Annotated in this window: 23 protein-coding genes; 12 read left to right on the top strand and 11 right to left on the bottom strand. The window is 70.5% G+C overall.

Annotated elements, in window-relative coordinates:
- The first annotated feature begins 149 nt into the window (after window positions 1-149).
- From ACW5DW_RS00905 to ACW5DW_RS00895, 3 genes are read left to right on the top strand one after another with little or no spacing between them, the layout of a single operon-like run.
- The gene (locus ACW5DW_RS00905; protein ID WP_457016693.1) at window positions 150-1,955 is read left to right on the top strand and encodes a sensor histidine kinase; all 1,806 of its coding nucleotides are present in this window, start codon (window positions 150-152) and stop codon (window positions 1,953-1,955) included.
- Complete coding sequence (locus ACW5DW_RS00900) at window positions 1,952-2,392, top strand: response regulator (protein WP_457016692.1); 441 nt, start codon at window positions 1,952-1,954, stop codon at window positions 2,390-2,392. Before ACW5DW_RS00905 ends, ACW5DW_RS00900 begins: the two co-directional genes overlap by 4 nt.
- A 5-nt stretch (window positions 2,393-2,397) precedes the next feature.
- The gene (locus ACW5DW_RS00895) at window positions 2,398-2,799 is read left to right on the top strand and encodes a response regulator (RefSeq protein WP_457016691.1); all 402 of its coding nucleotides are present in this window, start codon (window positions 2,398-2,400) and stop codon (window positions 2,797-2,799) included.
- Between the two features lie 172 nt (window positions 2,800-2,971).
- Here the strand turns inward: ACW5DW_RS00895 and ACW5DW_RS00890 are convergent, their stop codons facing one another.
- From ACW5DW_RS00890 to rsgA, 3 genes are all read right to left on the bottom strand, one after another.
- Window positions 2,972-5,290 (bottom strand): NADP-dependent malic enzyme, encoded by a 2,319-nt coding sequence (locus ACW5DW_RS00890; protein ID WP_457016690.1) that lies wholly within the window; start codon window positions 5,288-5,290, stop codon window positions 2,972-2,974.
- A gap of 139 nt (window positions 5,291-5,429) precedes the next feature.
- On the bottom strand, window positions 5,430-6,668 hold the full coding sequence (locus tag ACW5DW_RS00885; RefSeq protein ID WP_457016689.1) for a flavohemoglobin expression-modulating QEGLA motif protein: 1,239 nt from the start codon (window positions 6,666-6,668) through the stop codon (window positions 5,430-5,432).
- Window positions 6,669-6,744: 76 nt separating this feature from the next.
- Window positions 6,745-7,767, bottom strand: a complete 1,023-nt coding sequence (rsgA, locus tag ACW5DW_RS00880) for a ribosome small subunit-dependent GTPase A (RefSeq protein WP_457016688.1) — start codon at window positions 7,765-7,767, stop codon at window positions 6,745-6,747.
- Window positions 7,768-7,945: 178 nt separating this feature from the next.
- Here rsgA and ACW5DW_RS00875 point away from each other — a divergent pair, with 178 nt between their 5' ends.
- The 3 genes from ACW5DW_RS00875 to ACW5DW_RS00865 all read left to right on the top strand — a co-directional run bounded on the left by ACW5DW_RS00875 (window position 7,946) and on the right by ACW5DW_RS00865 (window position 10,674).
- Window positions 7,946-9,214 (top strand): aminotransferase class I/II-fold pyridoxal phosphate-dependent enzyme, encoded by a 1,269-nt coding sequence (locus tag ACW5DW_RS00875; RefSeq protein WP_457016686.1) that lies wholly within the window; start codon window positions 7,946-7,948, stop codon window positions 9,212-9,214.
- A 136-nt stretch (window positions 9,215-9,350) separates the two neighbouring features.
- Entirely contained in the window at window positions 9,351-9,974 is a 624-nt protein-coding gene (locus ACW5DW_RS00870) for an SGNH/GDSL hydrolase family protein (RefSeq protein ID WP_457016684.1), read from the top strand.
- Window positions 9,967-10,674, top strand: coding sequence for a methyltransferase domain-containing protein (locus ACW5DW_RS00865; RefSeq protein WP_457016682.1), 708 nt, complete (start codon window positions 9,967-9,969; stop codon window positions 10,672-10,674). The genes ACW5DW_RS00870 and ACW5DW_RS00865 overlap by 8 nt, the downstream gene beginning before the upstream one ends.
- 216 nt (window positions 10,675-10,890) lie before the next feature.
- Here the strand turns inward: ACW5DW_RS00865 and ACW5DW_RS00860 are convergent, their stop codons facing one another.
- The gene (locus ACW5DW_RS00860) at window positions 10,891-11,664 is read right to left on the bottom strand and encodes a polysaccharide deacetylase family protein (protein ID WP_457016681.1); all 774 of its coding nucleotides are present in this window, start codon (window positions 11,662-11,664) and stop codon (window positions 10,891-10,893) included.
- 99 nt (window positions 11,665-11,763) lie between these two features.
- On the opposite strand from ACW5DW_RS00860, the gene grxD reads away from it, so the two are divergent.
- A complete protein-coding gene (grxD, locus tag ACW5DW_RS00855; protein ID WP_457016680.1) occupies window positions 11,764-12,690 on the top strand; it encodes a Grx4 family monothiol glutaredoxin in 927 nt (308 codons plus the stop codon).
- Between the two features lie 24 nt (window positions 12,691-12,714).
- Here grxD and ACW5DW_RS00850 read toward each other — a convergent pair whose 3' ends face one another.
- Window positions 12,715-13,260 (bottom strand): DUF924 family protein, encoded by a 546-nt coding sequence (locus ACW5DW_RS00850; RefSeq protein ID WP_457016679.1) that lies wholly within the window; start codon window positions 13,258-13,260, stop codon window positions 12,715-12,717.
- 50 nt (window positions 13,261-13,310) lie between these two features.
- On the bottom strand, window positions 13,311-14,087 hold the full coding sequence (locus ACW5DW_RS00845; RefSeq protein ID WP_457016677.1) for an AMP nucleosidase: 777 nt from the start codon (window positions 14,085-14,087) through the stop codon (window positions 13,311-13,313).
- A 122-nt stretch (window positions 14,088-14,209) separates the two neighbouring features.
- On the opposite strand from ACW5DW_RS00845, the gene ACW5DW_RS00840 reads away from it, so the two are divergent.
- The 5 genes from ACW5DW_RS00840 to ACW5DW_RS00820 all read left to right on the top strand — a co-directional run bounded on the left by ACW5DW_RS00840 (window position 14,210) and on the right by ACW5DW_RS00820 (window position 19,295).
- The gene (locus ACW5DW_RS00840; RefSeq protein WP_457016676.1) at window positions 14,210-15,589 is read left to right on the top strand and encodes an amidohydrolase family protein; all 1,380 of its coding nucleotides are present in this window, start codon (window positions 14,210-14,212) and stop codon (window positions 15,587-15,589) included.
- 143 nt (window positions 15,590-15,732) lie between these two features.
- Complete coding sequence (locus tag ACW5DW_RS00835) at window positions 15,733-17,031, top strand: amidohydrolase family protein (protein ID WP_457016674.1); 1,299 nt, start codon at window positions 15,733-15,735, stop codon at window positions 17,029-17,031.
- 162 nt (window positions 17,032-17,193) lie between these two features.
- The gene (locus ACW5DW_RS00830; protein WP_457016673.1) at window positions 17,194-18,135 is read left to right on the top strand and encodes a DegV family protein; all 942 of its coding nucleotides are present in this window, start codon (window positions 17,194-17,196) and stop codon (window positions 18,133-18,135) included.
- A gap of 61 nt (window positions 18,136-18,196) precedes the next feature.
- Window positions 18,197-18,538, top strand: a complete 342-nt coding sequence (locus ACW5DW_RS00825) for a hypothetical protein (RefSeq protein WP_457016671.1) — start codon at window positions 18,197-18,199, stop codon at window positions 18,536-18,538.
- Window positions 18,539-18,584: 46 nt separating this feature from the next.
- Window positions 18,585-19,295, top strand: a complete 711-nt coding sequence (locus ACW5DW_RS00820) for a Dph6-related ATP pyrophosphatase (protein WP_457016669.1) — start codon at window positions 18,585-18,587, stop codon at window positions 19,293-19,295.
- 85 nt (window positions 19,296-19,380) lie between these two features.
- On the opposite strand, the gene ACW5DW_RS00815 is transcribed toward ACW5DW_RS00820, so the two are convergent.
- From ACW5DW_RS00815 to frmR, 5 genes are all read right to left on the bottom strand, one after another.
- The gene (locus ACW5DW_RS00815; protein ID WP_457016667.1) at window positions 19,381-21,171 is read right to left on the bottom strand and encodes a methyl-accepting chemotaxis protein; all 1,791 of its coding nucleotides are present in this window, start codon (window positions 21,169-21,171) and stop codon (window positions 19,381-19,383) included.
- Window positions 21,172-21,256: 85 nt separating this feature from the next.
- On the bottom strand, window positions 21,257-22,087 hold the full coding sequence (gene fghA / locus ACW5DW_RS00810; protein ID WP_457016665.1) for an S-formylglutathione hydrolase: 831 nt from the start codon (window positions 22,085-22,087) through the stop codon (window positions 21,257-21,259).
- Window positions 22,088-22,133: 46 nt separating this feature from the next.
- Window positions 22,134-22,820: an NAD(P)H-binding protein gene (locus ACW5DW_RS00805; protein WP_457018367.1), complete on the bottom strand. Its 687-nt coding sequence runs from the start codon at window positions 22,818-22,820 to the stop codon at window positions 22,134-22,136.
- Window positions 22,821-22,830: 10 nt separating this feature from the next.
- Window positions 22,831-23,940, bottom strand: a complete 1,110-nt coding sequence (locus tag ACW5DW_RS00800; RefSeq protein WP_457016663.1) for an S-(hydroxymethyl)glutathione dehydrogenase/class III alcohol dehydrogenase — start codon at window positions 23,938-23,940, stop codon at window positions 22,831-22,833.
- 67 nt (window positions 23,941-24,007) lie between these two features.
- Window positions 24,008-24,283: a formaldehyde-responsive transcriptional repressor FrmR gene (gene frmR, locus ACW5DW_RS00795; protein ID WP_457016662.1), complete on the bottom strand. Its 276-nt coding sequence runs from the start codon at window positions 24,281-24,283 to the stop codon at window positions 24,008-24,010.
- Window positions 24,284-24,388: the final 105 nt, after the last annotated feature.

Here is a 24,388-nt window from a genome sequence, read left to right as displayed (position 1 = left end):
TGCGAAAGGATGGGCGGTTGTTGAACTCCCGGCGTCCCGCTTGCCCTCTTTCCACCGGGTCGGCAATGATCGCCGGGTGTGCAGGGGATTCGGGGGCCGCTCGGCGCCGGGGTTCCCTGCGTCCCGACCGGCCCACCTGTCCCCGAGCGATGCCGAACCCTGCCCTTCCAACCCCGCTGTCGAACTGGCGCCTGATCGCGCTCGGCCTGCTGGTCGCGCTGATCATCGTCTCGCCGTTCGTGCTGCTGCGGCAGGCCACGCAGAACGCCGACGACGCATGGCAGGCAGTGGCGCACACCCAGCGGGTCGAGATCACGGTGCAGACCCTAGCCTCGCACATGCGCAACCTGGAGGCGGGCGCGCTGTCGCTGGCCGGCGGCGTGGACAACGAGGCCCTGCGCAGGCGTGTCGCCGACAGCCGGGGGCAGATCCTGCCGCTGCTGCAGCAGTTGCAGGAGATGACGCGCGACAATCCCGAACAGCAGCTGCGCATCGGCGGCCTGCAGACCCATGTGCTGCTGCGCAAGGCCCAGGCCGACCACATCATCGACCAGGGCACGGACACCACCATCGCCGATATCGATGAGATGGTGGCGCGCTATCCGATCCAGGCGCTCATCGCCGGGATCGTCCAGGCCGAACAGACGCTGCTGGCCGAGCGCCAGGCGCGCGCGGACCGCGTGGTCGAGCGCGCGCGCACCGCGGCCTGGGTGGCGATGAGCTGCCAGCTGCTGCTGCTGGGGGGGGTGCTCGTCTATTCCGGACGCCAGATCGCCCACCGCCTGCGCGCCGAGACCGACGCGATGCGCGCCAGCGCGCGCGCCGGCGTGGTGCTCGACACGGTGCGCGAGCCGATCGTGGCGATCGACCACCAGCAACGGGTGGTGATGCACAACGCTGCCTTCGCCGAACTGTTCGGCGTCGAGGACGATGCGCGCGGCAGGCCGCTGGCCGAGATCGGCGGCGGCGCCTGGCGGGACGAGCGCATGCTGCGCCGCCTGGCCGACGTGCTCGGCCGGGGCCGCGAACTGTGGGACTTCGAGCAGGTGCAGGAGACGGCCGACGGCCTCGAGCGCACGATGATGATCAACGCCCGCCGCATGCCGCTGCCCGACAGCGAAGAGTCGGTTGCGCTGGTGACGGCCAGCGACATCAGCGTGCAGAAGGCCAGCGACCGCCAGATCCGCGAGCTCAACCGCCAGCTCGAGGGCAAGGTCGAGCAGGTCTCGGACGTCAACCGCGAGCTGGAGGCCTTCAGCTATTCGGTCTCGCACGACCTGCGCGCGCCGCTGCGCCATATTGCCGGCTTCGGGGACAAGCTCGGCCGCCACCTGGGCGAGGGCGCGGACGAGAAGACCCGCCACTACATCGAGGTGATGGTGTCCTCGGCGCAGCGCATGTCGGCGCTGATCGACGACCTGCTGGTGTATTCGCGGCTGGGCCGCAGCGCGCTGCGCCTGCAGACGGTGGACATGCAGTCGCTGGCCTCCGAGACCCTGGCCATGCTCGACGCCAACAACGCGACCGACTCGCCCGGCCACGCGATCGAATGGCACGTCGCCCCGCTGCCGGTAGTGGTGGGTGACGAGAACATGCTGCGCCAGGTGTGGCTGAACCTGCTGGGCAACGCGGTCAAGTACAGCCGCGGCAGCGAGCCGGCGCAGATCGAGGTCGCCTATCGCCGCGGCGACGACGATGCGCACCACTTCACCGTGCGCGACAACGGCGCCGGCTTCGACATGAAGTACGCGAACAAGCTGTTTGGCGTATTCCAGCGCCTGCACGCGCCCAGCGAGTTCCCGGGCACGGGCATCGGCCTGGCCAGCGTGCGCCGGGTGCTGACGCGGCACGGCGGCCGCATCAGCGCCGAATCCGCGCCGGGCCAGGGCGCTACCTTCCATGTCACGCTGCCAGGCGCAGGCGACATCCCCGCATCCAACGAGAACAAGCCATGACCGAACTGCGCACCATCCTGCTGGCCGAAGACAGTCCGCACGACGCCGAGATGGCGATCGACGCGCTGCGCGAGGCGCACCTGGCCAACCCGATCGTCCATGTCGAGGACGGGGTGGAAGTGCTGGACTACCTGCACCGGCGCGGCAAGTGGGCCGACCGCGCCGAAGGCGATCCGGCGGTGCTGCTGCTGGACATCAAGATGCCGCGCATGGACGGGCTGGAAGTGCTGACCGAGCTGCGCGGGGATGACCGCTTCAAGGCCCTGCCGATCGTGGTGCTCTCGTCCTCGCGCGAGGAAAACGACCTGGCGGTGAGCTGGGACCTCGGGGTCAACGCCTACGTGGTCAAGCCGGTGGACGTGGCCCAGTTCTTCGATGCGGTGCGCACGCTTGGCCGTTTCTGGGCCGTGCTCAACGAACCGCCAGCGCTGGACTGACCGGCGTGGCCAGATGGTCCGTGCAGGATGCAGGATCGGGCATGGCGTGGCGCGTGCTGCTGGTCGACGACTCGGCCGATGACGCGGAGCTTGCCGAGTACGCGTTGCGCAAGGGTGGGCTGGTCGTCGAGTGCAGGCGCGCGTGTACCGCAGCGGGGGTGGAGCAGGCGCTGCGGGAGTTCGCGCCGCAGGTGGTGGTGTCGGACGTCAACCTGCCGGGCTATTCGGGCGCGGAAGCATTTGCGCTGGCCCGCGCCCACGATCCGGCCCTGCCCTTCGTCTTCGTGACCGGCGGCACGGCGCCGGGTGACAACCCGCCGCCTGCGGACGGCCTGCTGCTCAAGGACGACCTGGACGCGCTGCCGGCGTTGCTGCGCCAGTTGCTGACCTCCGGGCGATCCCTGTAGGAGCGCCTTCAGGCGCGACCCCGCACATCCGACGGATCATCGCCACGTCGTTGGCGATCGCGCCTGAAGGCGCTCCTACAGAGGCCCTCGTCAAGACGCTGGATTCCCGCTTGACCAGCCTGCGGCTGTTGCAAGGCACTTCGCGGGAAAGACGGCCAGGAGAGCGACGGCCTCAACTGCCTCGTTCGGCCAGTCGCTGCTTGCGGATCTGCGATTCGACCGCGGCAATCGCGGTCATGTTGACCACGCGGCGCGGGCGCGAGGCGGTGGTCAGCACGTGCGCGGGCTTGCTCACGCCCATCAGGATCGGGCCAAGCGCCACGCCGTCGGTCATCACCCGCACCATGTTGTAGGTGATGTTGGCCGCGTCCAGGTTGGGCATCACGAACAGGTTGGCGCGCCCTTCCAGCGTGCTGTTGGGGAAGATGCGGCGGCGGAAGTCCTCGTCCCACGCCGTGTCGGCCATCATCTCGCCGTCCACTTCCAGCTTGGGTGCGCGCTTGCGCAGGATCTGCAGCGCCTGGCGCATCTTGCGCGCGCTGCAGTCGTCGTGGCTGCCGAAGTTGGAGTGCGAGAGCAGCGCGATCTTGGGCTCGATCCCGAACAGCTTGAGCCGGTAGGCCGCCTGGATGGTGCTCTCGGCGATCTGCTCTGGCGTGGGATCGTTCTGCACGTGCGTGTCGAGGAAGAACCACAGCCCGCGGTCGTTGATCACGCCGGTCATGGCCGAGGTGCTCTGCACGCCAGGATCGAGTTCGAACACGCTGCGGATGTAGCCCAGCTTCTTGTGGAAGCGGCCCACCAGCCCGGTGATCATCGCATCGGCTTCGCCGCGATCGACCATCACCGCCGCGATCAGCGTGGTGCGCGAGCGCAGCAGGCTCTTGGCCGCTTCGGGCGTCACGCCACGGCGCTCGGTGAGCTGGTGGTAGTGGGTCCAGTATTCGTGGAAGCGCGGGTCGTCGTCCTGGTTGGTGATCTCGAAGTCCACGCCCGCGCGCAGGCGCAGGCCCAGGCGCTCGATGCGCGATTGGATCACGTCCGGGCGCCCGATCAGGATCGGATGGGCCAGGCCTTCGTCGACCACCGTCTGCACGCCGCGCAGCACGGTCTCGTTCTCGCCTTCGGCATAGACCACGCGCTGGCGGTCGGCGCGCGCACGGTCGTACAGCGGGCGCATCACCAGCGCGGTGCGGTGGTGGAACTGCGCGAGCTTCTCGCGATACGCCGCCATGTCCTCGATCGGACGCGTGGCCACGCCGGTGTCCATCGCCGCCTGCGCCACCGCGATGGCCACGATGGTCAGCAGGCGCGGGTCGAACGGGCGCGGGATGATGTAGTCGCGGCCGAAGCAGGGAATCTCCTCGCCATACGCCGCGCCCAGATCACTGGCCTCGCTCTTGGCCAGCGCCGCGATCGCGTGCACGCAGGCCAGTTTCATCGCCTCGTTGATGCCGGTGGCGCCCACGTCCAGCGCGCCACGGAAGATGTAGGGGAAGCAGAGCGCGTTGTTGACCTGGTTGGGGAAGTCGGAGCGGCCGGTGGCGATGATCGCGTCCGAGCGGATCGCGCGCGCTTCGTCCGGCAGGATCTCCGGATAGGGATTGGCCAGGGCGAGGATGATCGGGTTGTCCGCCATCGTCGCGACCATCTCCGGCTTGAGGATGCCGCCGGCCGACAGGCCCAGGAAGACGTCCGCGCCCTCGACCATCTGCGCCAGGGTGCGGTGCGGGGTGTCGCGCGCGTAACGGCGCTTGGCCTCATCCAGGTCGTCGCGGCTGGTGTGGATCACGCCGCCGCGATCAAAGGCGGTGATGTTCTCGGGCTTCAGTCCCAGCGCCACCAGCATGTCCAGGCAGGCGATGCCGGCCGCGCCCGCGCCGGTGGTGGCGAGTTTCACGTCCTCGATCTTCTTGCCCGCGATCTCCAGCGCATTGACCACCGCCGCGCCGACGATGATCGCGGTGCCGTGCTGGTCGTCGTGGAACACCGGGATCTTCAGCCGCTCGCGCAGCTTGCGCTCGACGATGAAGCACTCGGGCGCCTTGATGTCCTCGAGGTTGATGCCGCCGAACGTGGGCTCGAGGCTGGCGATGATCTCGACCAGCTTGTCGGGGTCCTTCTCGTCGATCTCGATGTCGAACACGTCGATGCCGGCGAATTTCTGGAACAGCACGCCCTTGCCCTCCATCACCGGCTTGCCGGCGAGCGGGCCGATGTCGCCCAGGCCCAGCACCGCGGTGCCGTTGGAGATCACCGCCACCAGGTTGCCGCGCGCGGTGTAGTCGCTGGCCTTGGACGGATCGGCCGCGATCTCCTCGCAGGCATAGGCCACGCCCGGCGAGTACGCCAACGCCAGGTCGCGCTGGGTCAGCATCGGCTTGGTCGCCACCACCTTGATCTTGCCGCGCGGCTCCACGCGGTGGTAGTCGAGGGCGGATTGGCGGAAGGCCTGGGCGTTTTCGGAGTTGCTGGGCTTTTCGTCGGACATCATGGGCAGGCCGTGGACTGAAGCTTGATTCTAGCCCCACGCTCGCGACCGATCTTGGCTGATCGCCGCGGCGGGGCTGCGGAACCCGGCCGCGAGGCGCCCCCAGGCTCGCAGCGGCGGCAGCGCAGGCCGGCCCGGCTCAGCTGTGATCTGGCAGCCGATCCAGCCTGATCCGGTTGGCGAACAGCGAGAACGCCAGTTGCCCGGCCAGGCCGTTGGCGCGTGCGACCCAGTCGGGCAGCCAGCGCGGCGGGGCGAGCACGCCGGCTTCGAACAAGGGGTCCAGGCGCGTCACATCGTCCAGGGTCATCTTGCCGGCGAACAGGCGCCGGCACTGGCGCAAGCGGCCTTCGCGCAGCGCCTGGCGGAAGAAGGTGTGCACCTCGACGAGGCCGCGCAGGTAGACGGTGTCCTTGGCGAAGGCGGCACCGCCGCCCAGCGGCACGCCGCGGAACACACGCTGGGCCGAGGCGAAGCTTTCCGCCGCATCCTGCCCCGCGTCGCGGAACCAGCCGAACACCTGCAGGAAATCGGCGCCGTCCAGCGCCATCGCGATCGCCTCGGTGCGCAGGCTCACACGTTTCATGCGCTCGATGTCGATGCTGCCGGTGATCTGTTCGGCGAGCACCGCCAGGCCTTCCTGGGTGGCGGTGATCCGCGGTGAGGACATCGCCAGGCTCGGCAACACGGTCTGTTCGCGGCCGTTGAGCGCGGTCAGCGAATGCACCAGCGCCTCGTGGTGCAGCAGCTGCGCGCGGTCGTAGTCGCTGAACGCGGCGCCATCGCGCAGGCGGATGCGGTAGGCGCCGGCGGCCGCCTTGGCGATCAGCTCCGGATCCAGTTCCACCGTCACCACGCGGCCGCCGAAGAAGGCGTCCAGCTGGTTCTGCAGCTGCAGCTGCAGGGCGGTGGCCGAGATGGTCACCTGCTCTTCGGGCGCGAGCAGTTCGCGGTCCAGTTCGTCGGCGATGCCGATGAAGTGGCGCGCCGCCTCGCGCGTGGTGATGGTGCCGCCCGGCAGCGGGTCGCCGGGATGCCCGTAGAGCATCACCGACAGCGCGCCGGCTTCCCGCGTTCCCAGCGCTTCGAGCATGCGCGCCCCCAGCTGCCAGTGCCGCGCCGAATCGATCAGGTAGGCGCCCAGCGGGTGGCCCGGGTCCGCGGCCGCGACGATCGCGTCCAGCTCGCGCCGGACGTCGCTGAAATCGTGGGCCGCGTACTCGAACCGGGGCATGCACTCCACGCCGCGCGCCAGGTCGGCCAGGAACGTCCGCTGCACCGCGGCCGGCCAGCTGGCCAGCGCCAGCACGCGCAGGCCGCGCGCGGCGCGGACCATGCGCGCGTCGAGGGCGGCGTGGTGGGCGATGGAGTCGGGCATTTGCGTGATCCCGGGAAGGGTGGGCACACGCTAGCGGAAAATGCTGGCGCAGGCCGGAACAGCGCCGTGGACGCGCTCAGGGCCTGCGCGGCTTCCCGTCACGCCGCGTCGGCGGCTTGCCCGGGCGCACCTCGGCCTTTTGCGCCAGCCGCGAGGCCAGCCGCTCCGCCGCCACCGCCACCTCGTCGCGCAGCTTGAGGTAGTTGCCCAGCCGGCCGCGATCGAGCGTGCCGGCCGCCAGCGCCGCCTGCAGCGCGCAGCCGGGCTCGCGTTCGTGGCTGCAATCGCGGAAGCGGCACTGCTCGGCCAGCGCCTCGATCTCGCCGAAGCCGCCGTCGGCCAGACCTTCCTCGCCGGTCGGCTTGAGCTCGCGCATGCCCGGCGTGTCGATCAGGCAGGCGCCGGACGGCAGCGGGATCAGGGCACGATAGGTGGTGGTGTGGCGGCCGCGCGCGTCGGACTCGCGCACCGCGGCGGTCTTCATCTTCTCCACGCCGAGCAGGGAATTGGTCAGCGTCGACTTGCCGGCACCCGACGATCCCACCAGCACCGCGGTCGCGCCCGCCGGCAGGTATGGATCAAGCGCGCGAACGCTGTCCGGGTCGCGCGCGTTGACCGCGAGCACGGCCACGCCCTGCCCCGCCACGACCGACAGCGCCGCCAGCGCGGCATCGGCGTCGGCGCCGGGACAGTCGGCCTTGGTCAGCACCACCACCGGCGTCACGCCGTCGGCCTGGACCAGCAGCAGGTAGCGCTCGATGCGGCGCGGATTGAAATCCCCGTCCAGCCCGCACACCACCAGCACCACGTCGATGTTGGCGGCGATCAGCTGCTGGCGGTAATGCTCGCCGGCGGCGCCGCGCTTGATCGCGCTGTGCCTGGGCAACATGGCGACGATGCTGCCGTCCTCGACCAGCACCCAGTCGCCGACCACAGCGCGCGACTCGGGCGCGACCTTGCCCTTGCGGTAGCCGGGTGGGCGCTGCCACTCGGGCGGGGATTCGACGGTGAAGGCGCGGTCGGTTGCATCGGCAACCACGTAGCCGCTGCGGTGCTGTTCGATCACCCGCGCCGGCTGCGCCTGCGGGTGGGCGTCCATCAGCTCCGCCCACGGTCCCGGCCCCGGCCTGCCGGCAAAGGGCCAGCCGATGGCACGCAGCGCGCTGGTGACGGGGTTCAAACGCGTGCGGGCATGGTGTGCATGGCGCGATTCTACCGCCGCAGCGGCGTATGATCCGACGTTTCGCGCGGCCTCCCGCCGCCTTCGTGCCGCTCCGATGTCCGCCCCCAGCCTGCCCACCCGCGAACGCCTGTCCGAAGTCCGCTACGAAATCCGCGGAGAACTCGCCCGGCGTGCCCGCGAGCTCGAGGGCCAGGGCCACAGTCTGATCAAGCTCAACATCGGCAATCCGGGCGCTTTCGGCTTCCGCGCGCCCGAGCACCTGCAGCGCGCGATCGCCGACCACATCCACCATACCGACCCCTACACCCACCAGCAGGGCCTGCCGGAAGCGCGCGAGGCGATCGCCGCGCACCACGTCGCGCGCGGCACACCCTGGGCCTCGGCCGAGCGCGTGTTCATCGGCAACGGCGTGAGCGAGCTGATCGATATCTCGCTGCGCGCCCTGCTCAATCCCGGCGACGAGGTGCTGGTGCCCTCGCCCGACTATCCGCTGTGGTCGGCGGCCACCATCCTCAACGACGGGCGCCCGGTCTTCTACCAGTGTGCGGAAGGCAACGGCTTCCTGCCCGACCCGGTGGAGATGGAGGCGCTGGTGTCCGCGCGCACCCGCGCGATCGTGCTGATCAACCCGAACAACCCGACTGGCGCCAGCTATCCGCGCGAGCTGCTCGAACGCATCGTCGCGATCGCCGCGAAGCACAACCTGCTGCTGCTGTGCGACGAGATCTACGACAGCATCCTCTACGACGGCAACACCTTCGTGCCGGTCGCGCCGCTGGCCGGCGACGTGCCCTGCCTGTCCTTCGGCGGCCTGAGCAAGGTGCATCGCGCCTGCGGCTGGCGCGTGGGCTGGGCGGTGCTGTCGGGCGATCCGGCGCGCAGCACCGCGTTCCGCAACGCCATGGACCTGCTCGGCGCGCTGCGCCTGTGCGCCAACGTGCCGGGGCAGTTCGCGATCGAGGCCGCGCTGACCGGCGCCGACACCATCACCCCGCTGTGCTCGCCGGGCGGACGCCTGTACGAAGCGCGACGCGCGGTGATGGAGGCCTGCGCGGCCAGCGAGCACCTCGAGCTGGTTGCACCGGCAGGCGCGCTGTACGCGTTCCCGGGCGTGGTCGGCGACGCCGCGCAGGGCTTCGATGACCACGGCTTCGCGCTGGAGCTGATGGAAACCGAGGACCTGCTGATCGTGCCGGGCACCAGCTTCAACGTGCCCTACCGCAACCATTTCCGCGTCACCCTGCTGCCGCAGCCGGAGATGCTGGTCGAGGTGTTCGCGCGCATCGACCGCGTGCTGGAGCGCCGCGCCGTGGCCAACCGCAAAGTCGTGCCGCTGAAGAAGAAGGCACAGCCGGCGGCGTGAAGGTGGCGACGCTGAGGGGCGGACGGCTTTTTTTGCCGCGGATTACGCGGATGAACGCGGATATGTACTTGGCTTGATTCGCGTTGATCCGCGTAATCCGCGTAATCCGTGGCAAAAAGGATTCTTCCAGGGACCGATGACGGACGCGATTTCCTGGCTCGCCCTCGGCGACAGTTACACCATCGGTGAAGGCATCGACGAGGCCGGGCGCTGGCCGCTGCAGCTTGCCGCGGCGCTGCGCGAGGAGGGCATCGCGCTGGCCGATCCGCGGATCATCGCCACCACCGGCTGGACCACGGGCGAACTGTCGGTGGCGATCGATGCGGCCGCGCCGCTGGGTCGCTTCGGTTTCGTGAGCCTGCTGGTCGGCGTCAACAACCAGTACCGGGGTCGCGCGCTGGCCAACTATCGCGGGGAGTTCGATGCCCTGCTCGCACGCGCCACCGTCCTTGCCGGCGATCGCGCGGACCGCGTGCTGGTGCTGTCGATCCCAGACTGGGGCGTGACGCCATTCGCGGCCGGCACCGGGCGCGACCGCGCGACCATCGCGCGTGAACTCGACGGCCACAACGCAGCCGCGCGGGCGCTGTGCAAGGCGCGCGGCATCGCCTTCGTCGACATCACGCCGGTCAGCCGCGCACGCGGCGCCGAGCCGATGATGCTGGCCGCCGATGGCCTGCATCCGTCCGCGGCGATGTACGCGCAGTGGACGCGTCTGGCGCTGCCCGTGGCGCGTCGGTTACTGTCCGCGCATGACTGACCAGACCCTGCGGCCGCTCGATGCCGCAACCGCAAAGGGAATTGCGCGCGCCTTCCTGCCGGCGCACGCCCTCGGCAACCGCTACGACTACTACTACACCCTGATCAAGCTGCGCACCGACCCGCTGTACCCGGGCGTGCTCGATGCGCTGCGCGGCTGCAGCGCGCCGCTGCTCGACCTGGGCTGCGGACTCGGCCTGCTCGCGCATGCGCTGCGCGTGGACGGACAGGCGATGCCCTATGTCGGCGTGGACATCGATGCGCCCAAGATCGAGCGCGCGCGCCGCATCGCCAGCCAGTCCGGCCTGGCCGACACGCGCTTTGACGTGGTCGACCTGGCAAGTGGCTATCCGCCGCATTCGGGCAGCGTGGCGATCCTGGACGTGCTGCAGTTCCTCACCCGCGAGCAGCAGGCGACCCTGCTCGATGCCGCGATCGCAATGCTCGCGCCGGGCGCGGTCCTGGTCATGCGCGCCGCGCTCGACGACGGCGGCGCCCGCATCCGCCGCACCCGCGCCGGCGACCGCTTTGCCGCGCTGACCGGCTGGATGCCCGACCGACCCAAGCACTACCCGACCGTGGATGAACTGCGCGCACGGTTCGACGTGGCCGGCCTGGCGGTGGACATCCGCCCGTGGTTCGGCAACACGCCGTTCAACAACTGGCTGGTGGTGGCGAGGTTGCCGGAGGCTCGGGGCTGAGCTGGGCGGGTGCGGCGGCTGACGCGGTGATCGCGGCTGAAGCCGCTCCTACAAAGAGCGGGAACGGTGCCTATTGAGCGCGGTGATCGCGGCTGAAGCCGCTCCTGCAAGGAGGGGCGTGAAGCGTGGCTTCTGTAGGAGCGGCTTAAGCCGCGAACGCGGCCTGCGCAACCGTGACCCATCCGCCCCGCGCGACACCACGTCGACAACGCGCCCCTACACGCCGCGCGGCACCACGGCCCGGTACCCCAGCGCATCCAGCCGCTGCAGCAGCCCGCCGATCATCTCGACGCTGCGCCCATGCGGCGCGCCTTCGTGCAGGAGCACGATCGCGCCAGGCGCCAGGTCGCGTTCGATGCTGGACACCACCCGCCCCACGTCGCTGTGCACCGCGTCGAAGCCGCGCGCGCTCCACGCCACCCGCGCCAGCCCCGCATCGCGCAGCGGCGCCGATACGAACGGATTGGCATGCCCGACCACGGCGCGGAACCAGCGCGGCGTCTGTCCGGTCGCCTCGGCAAGCTGGCGCTGCGCGTCGAAGATCTCCGCGCGCATCCGCCGCGGCCCCAGCGCCCAGAACCAGGCCTGCGGATGCGAGCGGCTGTGGTTGCCGATGTCGTGCCCGCGCCGCGCGATCTCGCGCACCAGTTCCGGGCGCGCCGCGGCGCGGTCGCCGACCAGGAAGAAGGTCGCCTTCGCACCGTGCGCATCAAGCAGGTCGAGCACCGCCACCGTGTCGTCGGAAGGGCCGTCGTCGATCGTCAGCCAGACCTCGCGTACCTGCGACGGCAGCCGCGACAGCACCGGCCCGTACAGCGGCGAATTTGGCGCCAGCACGCCCCACCAGGCCAGCGCATGCGTGGCCAGCATCAGCGGCAGCCCCACGGCCCAGCCCCAGCGCCACCAGGCCCAGGCCACCAGCAGCTGCGACAGCAGCAGCAGCGGCAGCCAGGCGTGCGGCCGGCGTGGGGGACGGTGCAGGATTTCCATGCGTGGATGATGCCACCGCGCGCCGCGCGCAACGCCGTGTTGCGGGCCGTCCACGGACGATCGCGGTACCATGGCAGGCCCGCTCCAAGGATCGCCGCCATGTCCCTTGACCCCGCCCTGCGCACCCGCATCGACTCGCTGCTGCAGGCCAACCGCGCCGTGCTGTTCATGAAGGGCGTGCCGGCCGCGCCACAGTGCGGATTCTCGGCCAAGGCGATATCGGCGCTGGACGCGCTGGGCGCCGACTATGCGCACGTGAACGTGCTGGCCGACGCCGAGATCCGCGAAGGCATCAAGGCCTATGGCGACTGGCCGACGATCCCGCAGCTGTACGTGAACGGCGAGCTGGTCGGCGGCAGCGACATCATCGCGCAGATGGTCAACAGCGGCGAGCTGCATACCGCGCTGGGCCTGCCCGCGCCGGACCGCACGCCGCCGTCGATCACGATCACGCCCACCGCGCTGAAGATGATCCGCCAGGCGATCGACGATGCCGGCGGCGAGGTGGTGCTGCAGGTGGACGTGGACCGCAACTTCCGCACCCGCCTGAACCTGGGTCCTGCGGACGCCGACGCCGTGTTATCCGAGGTCGAAGGCGTGCGCGTGCAGTTCGACCTGGCCGGCGCGCGCCGCGCCGAAGGCCTGACCATCGACTTTGCCGACGACATGCGCGGCAAGGGCCTGGTGATCGAGAACCCGAACGCACCACCACCGGTGTCGCAGACCAGCCCGGGCGAGGTCGAAGCGCGGGTGCGCGCAGGCGAGATGACCCTGGTCGACGTGCGTCCGCCGGAAGAGCGTGCGATCGCGTCGGTGCCGGTGGCGTTCATGACCTTCGACGCGGGGCGCGCCGAGGTCGAGGCGCTGCCCAAGGACGCGGCGATCGCGTTCATGTGCCACGGCGGCGGTCGCAGCGGCCGCGATGCCGAGGAATTCCGCCTGATGGGCTTCCGCAATGTGCACAACGTGGCGGGTGGCATCGGCGCCTGGTCGGATACGGTGGACCCGTCGATCCCGAAGTACTGAGCCTGCCGGCGCGTTGCCGGCCCCTCAGAACCCGCCGCCGGCGTCGAGCCAGGCCTGCTCGTCGGGTGTGCTGATCCGGCCCAGCGCGCGGTTGCGGTGCGGGAAGCGGCCGAAGCGTTCGATCACGTCCAGGTGCCTTTGCGCATAGCCGATGTAACCCGGCTCGCCCATCGCCGTGAACAGGGCGACTGCGCGATGCTGGTCTTCCATCGCTTCGGAATGCTCGAAGGGCATGTACATGAAAGCGCGCGCCCCGGCGTCCACTTCCTGGTCGAAGCCGGCGTCAACGGCGCGCGTGGCGTAGTGCAGGGCCAGCGGATCGGTTGCGAAGGAATGCCCGCTGCCGCGGAAGATGTTGCGCGGGATCTGGTCGAGCAGGATCAGCAGCGCCAGCGCGCCGTCAGCGCTGTCCATCCAGGCCTCGCACTCGCGCCGCGCGGCGGCGAAATGCGCATCGGTGAAGCGTTCGCGGCATTGCGCATCGAACGCCGCGCCGCCGTTGAACCACTTCGCGTATCCGGCCTCTCGCCAGAAGCCGGTGACCTGCTGGATGTCGGGTTGTTCGTCCATGCCGCCATCTTAGCGCTCGCGGCGCCTGGTTCGCTTTCCGGCCGCCCGGGCTACTCGTCAAACCTCAGGTGCCGCACCGACTTTCCGTGGCGGCGGATCAGGCGCAAGGCCTCGATCCCGATCTGGATGTGGCGCTCGACATATTCCGCGCTGACCTTCGCATCCGAGGCCTCGGTCTTGACCCCTTCCGGGATCATCGGCTGGTCGCTCACCAGCAGCAGCGCGCCGGAGGGGATGCGGTTGGCAAAGCCGGCGGCGAAGATCGTCGCGGTCTCCATGTCGATGGCCATGCAGCGCATTGCGCGCAGCCGCTCCTTGAAGGCGTCGTCGTGTTCCCAGACGCGGCGATTGGTGGTGTACACCGTGCCGGTCCAGTAGTCGTGCCCGAGGTCGCGGATCATGGTGGAAACAGCGCGCTGCAGCGCAAACGCGGGCAACGCCGGGACTTCCGCCGGCAGGTAGTCGTCGGAGGTGCCTTCGCCGCGGATCGCCGCGATCGGCAGCACCAGGTCGCCGAGCTGGTTTTTGCGCTTCAGGCCGCCGCACTTGCCCAGGAACAGCGCCGCCTTGGGCGCGATTGCGGACAGCAGGTCCATCATGGTGGCCGCGTTGGGGCTGCCCATGCCGAAGTTGATCATGGTGATGCCGTCGGCGGTGGCGCTGGGCATCGGCCGGTCGAGGCCAACCACCGACGCGCCGGTCATGCGACTGAAGTGGCCGAGGTAGCCGCCGAAATTGGTCAGCAGGATGTGCTGGCCGAACTCGGCAAGCGGCACGCCGGTGTAGCGCGGCAGCCAGTTCTGGACGATGTCCACCTTTTCCTTCATGCATGGCCTCCGGTTGCCGCGCAGGTTTCGCGCCGATTGTGTCACGCAGCATGACTTTCGGCCGCTTGGCGGGGCCCCGGCGAGCGGGTACCGTCGGCCGGTTCATCCGATGAAAGGCCGCCATGACCCGTCCCCTGACCGCCGCGCTGTGCGCAGCCCTGCTCGCCGGCTGCGCAAGCACCGCCACCAGCGATCCGCCGCCACAGTCCAGCGGCGCGCAGCCTGGCGGCGACGCCTACGCCAGCACCTATCGCGCGATCGCTTCGGCGCCGGTGCTGATCAGCGGCGCGACCGTGCTCACCGGTGACGGCCGCCGCCTCGACAACGCCGACGTGCTGCTGCAGGACGGCAAGGTGGCGCAGGTCGGCAGCGGCCTGTCGGCGGGTGCCGACGCGATCCGCGTCGACGGCAGCGGCAAGTGGGTGACGCCCGGCCTGATCGACGTGCACTCGCACCTGGGCGTGTATCCCAGCCCCGGCGCCAGCGCGCACAGCGATGGCAACGAGGCCACTGCGCCCGTCACCGCACAGGTCTGGGCCGAGCATTCGGTGTGGCCGCAGGATCCGGGTTTCGGCGCGGCGCTGGCCGGCGGCGTGACCTCACTGCAGATCCTGCCCGGTTCGGCCAACCTGGTCGGCGGCCGCGGGGTGACGCTCAAGAACGTGGCGGCCACCACCGCCCAGGGGATGAAGTTCCCGGACGCGCCGCACGGGCTGAAGATGGCCTGCGGCGAGAACCCCAAGCGCGTCTACGGCCAGAAGGGCGGCCCGTCCACGCGCATGGGCAACGTGGCCGGCTACCGTGCGGCCTTCATCGACGCGCAGGACTACGCGCGCAAGCGCGAGAAGGACGGCGCCACCAAACGCGACCTCAAGCTCGAAACGCTGGCCGGCGCGATGTCGGGCGAGATCCTGGTGCACATCCACTGCTACCGCGCCGACGAGATGGCGCAGATGCTGGACCTGGCCAGGGAGTTCGACTTCAGGATCGCCGCGTTCCACCACGGCGTGGAGGCCTACAAGCTGGCCGACCGGCTCGGCGCCGAAGGCGTGTGCGGCGCGCTGTGGGCCGACTGGTGGGGCTTCAAGATGGAGGCCTTCGATGGCATCCAGGAGAACATCGCGATCGTCGACCGCGCGCCGGGCGGCTGCGCGATCGTGCATTCGGATTCGGACGAGGGCATCCAGCGGCTCAACCAGGAGGCGGCCAAGGTGATGGCGAACGCGCGCCGCGCAGGGCTCGAGATCGCGCCCGAGCATGCGATCCGCTGGCTCACGCAGAACGCGGCGAAGTCACTCGGCGTGCAGGGCGTCACCGGCACGCTGGAGGCCGGCAAGATGGGCGACGTGGTGCTGTGGAACGGCAATCCCTTCAGCGTGTACGCGCAGGCCGAACAGGTCTGGATCGACGGCGCGCGCGTCTACGACCGCAACGATCGATCGCTGCAGCCGGTGACGGACTTCATGCTGGGGCAGCCGACGGCGCAGGGAGGTGTGCGATGAGCGGGCGTCGCTTGCGCTCGTCATCCCAGCGCACGCTGGAAACGCTTTGCAACAGCCTGAAAGGCTGGTCATCCATTTGCTCTTCAGCCCCTATGCCTGCCATGTCGACATTGAAGTCAAGGTGGATCCCAGCGTTTGCTGGGATGACGGCCAAGGCGGGGCTCGTGTCCCTGCTCGCGGTCGCTATCGTCGGCCCGGTCGCTGCGCAGGACCTACTGATCCGCAATGCCACCGTGCACACCGCCACCGAGCGCGGCACGCTGCAGGGCGCCGACGTGCTGGTGCAGAACGGGCGCATCGCTGCGGTCGGCACCGGCCTGGCGGCCGGTTCGGCGCAGGTGGTCGATGCACAGGGCCAGCCGCTGACGCCAGCGTTCTTCGGCGGCATCACCGGCATCGGCATCGAGGAGGTCTCGGGCGAGGCTTCGACCCGCGACGCCTCGCTGGCGCTGGGCGAGAACGCGAAGGACATGCGCGTTCGCCCCGAGTTCGACGTCACCCTGGCCTACAACCCCGAGTCGATCCTGCTGCCGGTTGCGCGCGTGGAGGGCATCGGCTTCACCCTGCTCAGCGCCGGCACCACGCCGGGCGGGTCGATCATCGGCGGCCAGGGCGCACTGGTGCGGCTGGACGGCAGCCCCGATCCCGCGGGCCCGAAGGTGCTGTTCGTGTCGCTCGGGGCCAATGCCTCCAGGCTCAGCGGCGCATCGCGCGCCGGGCAGTGGATGCTGCTCGACCAACTGGTCGAAGAAGCCCGCGGCCGCATTCCGGCTGATTCGAACTTCGCCCTGCTCACCCCGGCCGGCCGCGCCACGCTTGGCCGCTACCTGGGCAACGGCGGGCGCGTGGTGGTCGAGATCGACCGCGCCGCCGACATCCGCCAGCTGCTGCGCTGGTCGCAGGAGCACCGGGTCCGCATCGCGATTTCCGGCGGGGCCGAGGCCTGGAAGCTGGGTCCGCAGCTGGCCGCCGCCGACGTGCCGGTGTTCGTGGACACCCTGGCCAACCTGCCGGGCAACTTCGACCGCCTCGGTGCGACCCTGGAGAACGCTGCGCGGCTGCACGCAGCCGGCGTGCGGGTGGGCTTCAGCCAGTCCGGCGATGCCTCGCACAACGCGCGCAAGGTGCGCCAGCTGGCCGGCAACGCGGTGGCCAACGGTCTGCCCTGGGACGCGGCCCTGGCCGGACTGACGCGAGTGCCGGCGCAGGCCTTCGGCGCGGGCGACCGGTTGGGCACGATCGCGGTCGGGCAGACCGCCGACCTGGTGCTGTGGACCGGCGACCCGCTCGACGTGGCGCATACCGCACGGCAGGTGTGGCTGGGCGGACGGTCGATCCCGATGCGCTCGCGCCAGACAGAACTGCGCGACCGCTACCTGCGCGCCGAACCTGATGCGGAGTCCGGCGCCCTGCCGCGCGCCTATCCGGCCAGGATCGACTGAGCCAAGCCGAGTCTGCGCCGGGCATCCGGCGCGGGTCCTGGCACCGCACAGCCCGCCGGCGACGACCGCGGGCTGGATGCGACGCTTGTTTCACTCTTCAGGCCGCCGCAAGCGCCACAATGCGGTGCGACCGCTGACGGGGCACGGCCCCCGGGAGGCTTCATGCGCATCGGAATCGTCGTCGACTCGGCCTGCGACCTGCCGGTCGATTTCCTCAAGGCCCACGAGGTCGAGATCCTGCCGATCTCGGTCCGCATCGGTGACGACCTGCAGGTCGACTACCGCGACGAGGCCGACACCCTGGCCTTCCTGCACGCGCACATCGCCGAGCGCGGCGCGAGCGCCGAGACCATCCCCTTCAGCGTCGAGCAAATCCGCGACCTGTTCCTGCAGCGGCTGGTGGTCGACTACGACCACGTGTTCTGCATCACCGTCACCAGCACGCGCAGCCCGATCTTCGAGAACGCGCGCCAGGCCAGCTACGCGATCCTCAACGAATACAGGCCGGTGCGCGCCGCGGCCGGGCACGCAACCCCGTTCGCGCTGCGCGTGATCGACACGCAGAACCTGTTTTCGGCGCAGGGCGTGCTGCCGGTCGAAGCGGTGCGACTACGCGCCGCCGGCGAAGGACCGGGCCGGATCCGCGGGCGCCTGGAGCACCTGGCCCTGCATACCTATGGCTACCTGGTGCCGCGCGACCTGTACTACATCCGCAACCGCGCCCGGCACAAGGGCGACCGCAGCGTCGGGCTGCTGAGCGCCGCGCTGGGCACCGCGCTCGACATCAAGCCGGTGCTGCGCGGCTGGCGCGGCGACACCGGCCCGGTGGCCAAGATCAAGGGCTTCGATCCGGCCGTGCGCACGCTGTTCGAGTTCGCCACGCGCCGGGTCGAGGCCGGCCTGCTCACCCCCACCCTGTGCCTGTGCTACGGCGGCGAGCTCGACGAGATGCGCGCGATGCCCGGCTACGAGGCGCTGCGCAGCGCCTGCGCCGATCACGGCATCGAGGTGTTCGAAGCCGTGATGAGCCTGACCGGCATGGTCAACGTGGGCAAGGGCGCGGTCTGCGTCGGCCTTGCCGCCGAGCCGCACGCGTTCGCCTGACCACGACGCAGCCTCGACGCGACGCTGCTAGTCTGGCCTGCCCCTACACACGGGAGCGCCCATGTCCGTCCGCTACATGATCCGCCTGCCCGATCCCGAGCGCGTGCGCGCCTCGGGGGAGTTTGCTTTCCACTCGCATGGCGCCGAAGGCATGGCGCAGGAGCTGCAGGACGCCCTGCGCGGCGATGCGCTGTTCCAGCGCTGGCGGGCCACGCAGGACGATCCCGATGCGATCGACCCCGCACTCGGCGTCACCGATGCGTCGGCGGTGGTGCAAGGCCTGCCGCACGACCTGCATATCGACCTGGTCGCCGACACCGCGATCCCCGGCCCGGTGTTCAAGCACCGCATGCGCCTGCTGGCCGGCAGCGCCTGGGAACTGCGCGACGTGCGCACGCCCTGAACGCGGCCAGCGCTTCGCTGCGGCGCTGCCTGATCGGCGGCCGCTGATGGCGTCGCGGCAACAGATGCTTCTCGCCTGGAGCGGCGGCAAGGACGCAGCCTGGACGCTGCACGTCCTGCGCCAGCGCGCGGACGTGGACGTGGTCGGCCTGCTGGCAACGGTGTCGGCTGCAGACGGCCGCGCCACGATGCAGGGCGTGGCCGGCGAGGTGTTGCGCGCGCAGGCGCTGGCGGCCGGGTTGCCGCTGTTCGAAGTCGACCTGCGCGAACCGGTCGGCAACGCGGAGTACGTGGCGCGGATGGCGCAGGCATTGGCGAGCGCGGCCGCGCGCTGGCCTGGCGTGGACACCGTCGCCTTCGGCGACCTGCTGCTGGCCGACATCCGCGCCTGGCGCGAAGCGCAGATGGCGCAGATCGGCTGGCGGATCGAGACGCCGCTGTTCGGCAGCGAGACCGGAGCGCTGGCGCGCGAAATGCTGCGCGGCGGACTGCGCGCGTCGCTGTGCTGCGTGGACACGGACCAGCTCGATGCCGGCTTTGCCGGGCGCCCGTTCGACGCCGCGCTGCTGGCCGCCCTGCCCGACGGCGTGGACCCCTGCGGCGAGAACGGCGAGTTCCACACCTGCGTCCACGACGGCCCCATGTTCGTCGCGCCGCTGGCGCTGTCGCCCGGCGCGACCTGGCTCCGCGACGGGCGCTTCGCCGTCACCGATTTCCTGCTGTCCGGCGCAACTGCCGCCCGCTCAGAACCCGGTTGACGCACTCGCGTCGCAGCGCCTGCGCAGGTAGTCGAACGCGGCATGCGCGCGACCGGCAACCTCCCCCGGCGGACGGATCCCGTGGTCAGTCCAGGGTGTAACCCACGCGGAACCCGCCCCAGTGGCGGCCGTTGACGAACACCGGCACCGACATGTCGAACACGATCTGGCCGGTGTCGCGGCGGTACACCTGCAGCCGGTAGGGATCGGTATGCGCACCGACGCTGCTGCCCACGCGGTCGGAGAAAATGCGCTTGGTGCGGTTGCCGACCAGGTCGCGGGCGCGGTCGCCGGTCAGCGGCTGGCAGAAGCGGTCGTTGTGGGTGGGCACGTAGCCGTCGGGGTTGGCGCTGATCGCGAACACGATCCACGGATGGGCGCTGGCCACCGGCTCCTGCAGCGGCGGCAGCAGTTCGTCGCAGAGCGCATCGAAGGCGGTTTCGTACTTGGCCGGCTCCACGCCCGGGATCGCGGTGTAGTCGCGCGAGAACAGCTCTCCATCTTCGATCCAGGCCTGCGCGAGCGCCTCCTCGAAGCTCGCGCCGATGGCTTCGGACGTCTCGCGCGCCAGCTGCAGCACGCGCGCATGACGCGGTTCGCGCAGCGGATCGGGCGGCAGCCGGAACAGGCCGACGCAGTCGTGCAGCGCGCCGGCGCCGGCGCCAAGCGCTTCGCTGCGCTCGGCGACCTTGGCGGCGTGCTCGAGGTTGCTGCGGCCGAGTTCGGCGACCTTGCCGACCGCGCGATCGATGTCGGCGATCGCCTCGCCCTGCTGGGCGATGCCGCCGGCGACGGTGTCGATGGCCGCACTGGCGCGCGCCAGCAGTCCGCCGATGCCGCCCAGCACCTGCTCGGTGCGGCGCGCGGAGGCGGCGCCTTCGCCCAGCGCCTCGCCGTTCTCGCCGATGATTCGGCGCACGTCGCGCGCGGCTTCGGCGGCGCGTTCGGCCAGCCGCCGGATCTCGGTCGCGACCACCGCGAAACCGCGCCCGGCGGGGCCGGCGTGGGCGGCTTCGATGCTGGCGTTGATCGACAGGATGTTGGTCTGGAACGCCACCATGTCGATGACTTCGATGACGTCGTTGGCGCGCGCCGAACTCTTCTGCACCGCCGCCATGGCCTCGGCCAGCGCGCGTGCGGCGGCCGCGCCCTCGCGGGCGCTGTCGTCGGCGCTGGCCGCCACCGTGATGACGGTGCGCAGGTCATCGCCGAGGCCGTCGAGGCCGGCCAGCAGGTCGCGGGTCGAGGCCACCACGGTGTCCAGCGCGTCGACCTGGGCCTGTGACTGGCGCACCAGCTCGTCGTTTTCGGCGACCACGTGCGGCACGTCGGCCGCCACCTGCAGCGACAGCGCGACGGCCTGGCGGATCGCCTCGGCGAGGTTGCCGAAGCCTGCGGCCAGGCGGCGCGCTTCGGGCAGTTGCGCGTCCGCGGCGTCCAGGGCCAGGTCCAGTTCGCAGGCGGCGAGTCGGTCACCGACCCGGGCCAGCAGCTGCGCGGCCCGGTCGGCACCGTCGCTGGAGGCCGCGACGACCACGGGCGCCGCGCGTTCGCGCCACAGCGCCGCGGTTTCGGCATCGGGCAGGGACAGCAGCCAGCCGCCGCTGTCGCGATCGAGCTGGTAGCAGACCCGGCGTGCGGGATCGGCGCCGGGCGCCACCCACACGCCTTCGTCGCCGGCGAGGTCGTCATTCGCCAGGCCCCAGATGCAGCTGCACGACAGCGCGTCGGGGTCGGCACCGGCCAGGTCGAGCAGGTCGATGGCGGCGCGGTTGAGCGCCTGCACGCGACCATCGCCCGCGAGCCGGATCAGGGCGACCGGCGCGTCGGGCAATGCCGGCAGGCAGTCAAGACTTGGGTCTTCGTACGCGGGCATGTTCCCTCCCCGAGGTTGCACGCTCGGTAACGGCCCGCTGCTGCCGCGCTTGAGGGCACCCGGGGGAGGAATCGCACTGGACCGGTCAGCCCTGCAGCGCCCTCGCGTGATGCGCGACGTGCTCGCCGATGAAGCTGGCGATGAAGTAGTAGCTGTGGTCGTAGCCGGGGCGGATGCGCAGGCTCAGCGGGTGGCCGGCGGCTTCGCAGGCAGCCTGCAGCAGCTGCGGGCGCAGCTGGCCGTCGAGGAACTCGTCGCCGCCGCCCTGGTCGACCAGCAGCGGCAGCCGCTCCGGGGCGGACTTCACCAGCTCCACCGCGTCGTATTGCTTCCAGGCTTCGCGGTCGTCGCCGAGGTAGGCGCCGAAGGCCTTTTCGCCCCACGGCACCTGGCTTGGCGCGACGATTGGCGAGAACGCCGACACGCTGCGGTAGCGCCCGGGGTTCTTCAGCGCGATGGTGAGGGCACCGTGGCCGCCCATCGAATGGCCGCTGATCGCGCGCACGTCGCTGGCGGACGGGTCGGATTCCACCCAGGCCGGCAGCTCGTCCACGATGTAGTCGTACATGCGGTAGTGCTTCGACCACGGCTCGCGGGTGGCGTTGAGGTAGAAGCCGGCGCCCTTGCCCAGGTCGTAGCCATCGGCGTCGGCGACATCGTCGCCGCGCGGGCTGGTGTCGGGCGCGACCAGGATGATCCCGTGCTCGGCGGCGTAGCGCTGCGCGCCCGCCTTGGTGATGAAGTTCTGCTCATTGCAGGTCAGGCCCGAGAGCCAGTACAGCACCGGGCAGGGGCCCTGCTCAGCCTGCGGCGGGAGGTACACGCCGACGGTCATGTCGCAGCCCAGGACTTGCGAGCGGTGGCGGTAGACGTCCTGCCAGCCTCCAAAACAGGCGCGGTGTTCGATGCGTTCCATGGCGTTTCTCCAGATGGATTCGTGTAGGGGATGGCGGCGCGGCGACTCAGTCGTGCGCGGCGCCCTGCATGCGGGCGGAGTCGAGGACCACGCGTCCACTTGCCTGCGTGAGTGCGGCAGCCAATGCCGCCGCCACGTCGTCCGCGGCGATGCCGCGCAGGCGCGCGGGAATCAGCGGCCGCAGCCAGCGGTCGAGGTTCGCGGCCAGGTGCTCGCCGCGACGCCGCGGCTGGCCGAGGCGGTCGCGGTCGCCAAGCAGCAGCGACGGCCGCGCGATCACCAGCGCGTCGAGCGGCAGCGCCGACAGTGCGTCCTCGAGTTCGCCCTTGACCCGGTTGTAGAACACGCGCGAGGCCGCATCCGCGCCCATCGCGCTGACGACACCGATCCGCCGCGCCCCCGCGGCGAGCGCCGCGCGGGCAACGGCGAGATTGGCCTCGAAGTCGACCGCGCGGAACGCCTCGCGGCTACCCGCCACCGCGATCGTGGTGCCAAGCGCCAGGTAGGCCTCGTCCATGCGCGGCAGCACGGGCAGCTGGTCGAATGCGACCACATGCACCTGCAGCTTCGGCGCGTCCATCGCCAGCGGCCGGCGCACCAGTGCGTGCACCTGCGCCACGCCGGGGTCGGCGCACAGGCGCGCCACCAGCGCGCGCCCCACCAGTCCGCTCGCCCCGGCCACGAGCGCGATGCGTCCGTCCGCGGCCTGGCCAATGTCCTCGCCGGTGCGCATGGCCGGCACGTCAGTAATGGATGACGGTGCGGATCGACTTGCCCTCGTGCATCAGGTCGAAGGCCTCGTTGATGCGCTCCAGCGGCAGCGTATGGGTCACAAATGGCGCGAGCTGGATGTCGCCGCGCATCGCATCCTCGACCATGCCCGGCAGCTGGCTGCGGCCCTTCACCCCACCGAACGCGGTGCCCAGCCACTTGCGTCCGGTGACCAGCTGGAACGGACGCGTGCTGATCTCCTGCCCCGCGCCGGCCACGCCGATGATCACGCTCTGCCCCCAGCCGCGGTGGGCGGACTCGAGCGCGGCGCGCATCACGTGGACGTTGCCGATGCACTCGAACGAATGGTCCACGCCCCAGGTGGTCATCTCGACGATCACCTGCTGGATCGGGCGCTCATGGTCCCGGGGGTTCACGCAGTCGGTGGCGCCCATTTCGGTCGCGAGCTTGAACTTGTCCGGGTTGGTGTCGATGGCGATGATCCGCCCGGCCTTCGCCTGTTTCGCGCCCTGGATCACCGCAAGACCGATCGCACCCAGGCCGAACACCGCGACCGTATCGCCCTCGGCCACCTTCGCCGTGTTGTGCACCGCGCCGATGCCCGTGGTCACGCCGCAGCCGAGCAGGCAGACGTGCTCGGGATTCGCGTCCGGGTGCACCTTCGCCAGCGACACCTCGGCGACCACGGTGTACTCGCTGAAGGTCGAGCAGCCCATGTAGTGGTAGACCGGCTCGCCGTTGTAGGAAAAACGCGTGGTGCCATCGGGCATCACGCCCTTGCCCTGGGTTGCGCGCACCGCGACGCACAGGTTGGTCTTGCCGCTCTTGCAGAACAGGCACTCGCCGCATTCGGCGGTGTACAGCGGGATCACGTGGTCGCCGGGCTTGACGCTGGTGACGCCCTCGCCCACCTCCACCACGATACCCGCGCCTTCATGGCCGAGCACCGCCGGGAACACGCCTTCGGGATCTTCGCCCGACAGGGTGAAGGCATCGGTATGGCACAGCGCGGTGTGGGTGATCTTCACCAGCACCTCGCCCTGCTTCGGGCCTTCGAGGTCGAGTTCGACGATCTGCAGCGGCTTTCCGGCTTCGAAGGCGACGGCGGCACGGGTTTTCATGGTCTGCTCCTGCAATGCGGTGTTGTGTTGAACGGTCGCGGCGCGGCCGCGGCCAATGTGGGTTGGGTCACTTCAGGTACGAGCGGATCAGCCCCGTCATCTCGGCGACGCGCGCGGCACGCTCCCCGTCGTCGTGCGCCGCCTGCCCGAACTGCTCGCGCAGGTGCGACTCCAGCACCTCGCTCATCAGCCCGTTGACCGCGCCGCGGATCGCCGCGATCTGCTGCAGCAACGGGGCGCAGTCGGCCCCGGCTTCCAGCGCGCGATCGAGCGCATCGCACTGGCCGCGGATGCGGCGCACGCGGGCGAGGACCTTCTTTTTTTCTTCGGGAGAGTGCGGCACGGGCGGGGCAGCCGATATAGTGGGGGGCAGTATACCAGTCAGCAGCTAAACGGCCTGTGAGAGGACTTCGCCGCAGGGCCTCATGCCCCCCGGGAAGCATGTTCA

The organism is Luteimonas sp. A482, from assembly GCF_054072655.1.
This window is presented reverse-complemented; position numbering and strand designations above follow the sequence as displayed.

Bases quoted from the DNA above. Each gene is read 5' to 3' on its own strand.
- ACW5DW_RS00830 (WP_457016673.1), top strand. From the start codon at position 17,194: ATGCGCATCGGAATCGTCGTCGACTCGGCCTGCGACCTGCCGGTCGAT.
- ACW5DW_RS00840 (WP_457016676.1), top strand. From the start codon at position 14,210: ATGACCCGTCCCCTGACCGCCGCGCTGTGCGCAGCCCTGCTCGCCGGC.
- ACW5DW_RS00835 (WP_457016674.1), top strand. From the start codon at position 15,733: ATGACGGCCAAGGCGGGGCTCGTGTCCCTGCTCGCGGTCGCTATCGTC.
- grxD (WP_457016680.1), top strand. From the start codon at position 11,764: ATGTCCCTTGACCCCGCCCTGCGCACCCGCATCGACTCGCTGCTGCAG.
- ACW5DW_RS00815 (WP_457016667.1), bottom strand. From the start codon at position 21,171: ATGCCCGCGTACGAAGACCCAAGTCTTGACTGCCTGCCGGCATTGCCC.
- ACW5DW_RS00875 (WP_457016686.1), top strand. From the start codon at position 7,946: ATGTCCGCCCCCAGCCTGCCCACCCGCGAACGCCTGTCCGAAGTCCGC.
- ACW5DW_RS00865 (WP_457016682.1), top strand. From the start codon at position 9,967: ATGACTGACCAGACCCTGCGGCCGCTCGATGCCGCAACCGCAAAGGGA.
- ACW5DW_RS00870 (WP_457016684.1), top strand. From the start codon at position 9,351: ATGACGGACGCGATTTCCTGGCTCGCCCTCGGCGACAGTTACACCATC.
- ACW5DW_RS00825 (WP_457016671.1), top strand. From the start codon at position 18,197: ATGTCCGTCCGCTACATGATCCGCCTGCCCGATCCCGAGCGCGTGCGC.
- ACW5DW_RS00890 (WP_457016690.1), bottom strand. From the start codon at position 5,290: ATGTCCGACGAAAAGCCCAGCAACTCCGAAAACGCCCAGGCCTTCCGC.
- ACW5DW_RS00860 (WP_457016681.1), bottom strand. From the start codon at position 11,664: ATGGAAATCCTGCACCGTCCCCCACGCCGGCCGCACGCCTGGCTGCCG.
- ACW5DW_RS00820 (WP_457016669.1), top strand. From the start codon at position 18,585: ATGGCGTCGCGGCAACAGATGCTTCTCGCCTGGAGCGGCGGCAAGGAC.
- ACW5DW_RS00805 (WP_457018367.1), bottom strand. From the start codon at position 22,820: ATGCGCACCGGCGAGGACATTGGCCAGGCCGCGGACGGACGCATCGCG.
- ACW5DW_RS00800 (WP_457016663.1), bottom strand. From the start codon at position 23,940: ATGAAAACCCGTGCCGCCGTCGCCTTCGAAGCCGGAAAGCCGCTGCAG.
- fghA (WP_457016665.1), bottom strand. From the start codon at position 22,087: ATGGAACGCATCGAACACCGCGCCTGTTTTGGAGGCTGGCAGGACGTC.
- ACW5DW_RS00850 (WP_457016679.1), bottom strand. From the start codon at position 13,260: ATGGACGAACAACCCGACATCCAGCAGGTCACCGGCTTCTGGCGAGAG.
- rsgA (WP_457016688.1), bottom strand. From the start codon at position 7,767: ATGGACGCCCACCCGCAGGCGCAGCCGGCGCGGGTGATCGAACAGCAC.
- ACW5DW_RS00905 (WP_457016693.1), top strand. From the start codon at position 150: ATGCCGAACCCTGCCCTTCCAACCCCGCTGTCGAACTGGCGCCTGATC.
- ACW5DW_RS00885 (WP_457016689.1), bottom strand. From the start codon at position 6,668: ATGCCCGACTCCATCGCCCACCACGCCGCCCTCGACGCGCGCATGGTC.
- ACW5DW_RS00900 (WP_457016692.1), top strand. From the start codon at position 1,952: ATGACCGAACTGCGCACCATCCTGCTGGCCGAAGACAGTCCGCACGAC.
- ACW5DW_RS00845 (WP_457016677.1), bottom strand. From the start codon at position 14,087: ATGAAGGAAAAGGTGGACATCGTCCAGAACTGGCTGCCGCGCTACACC.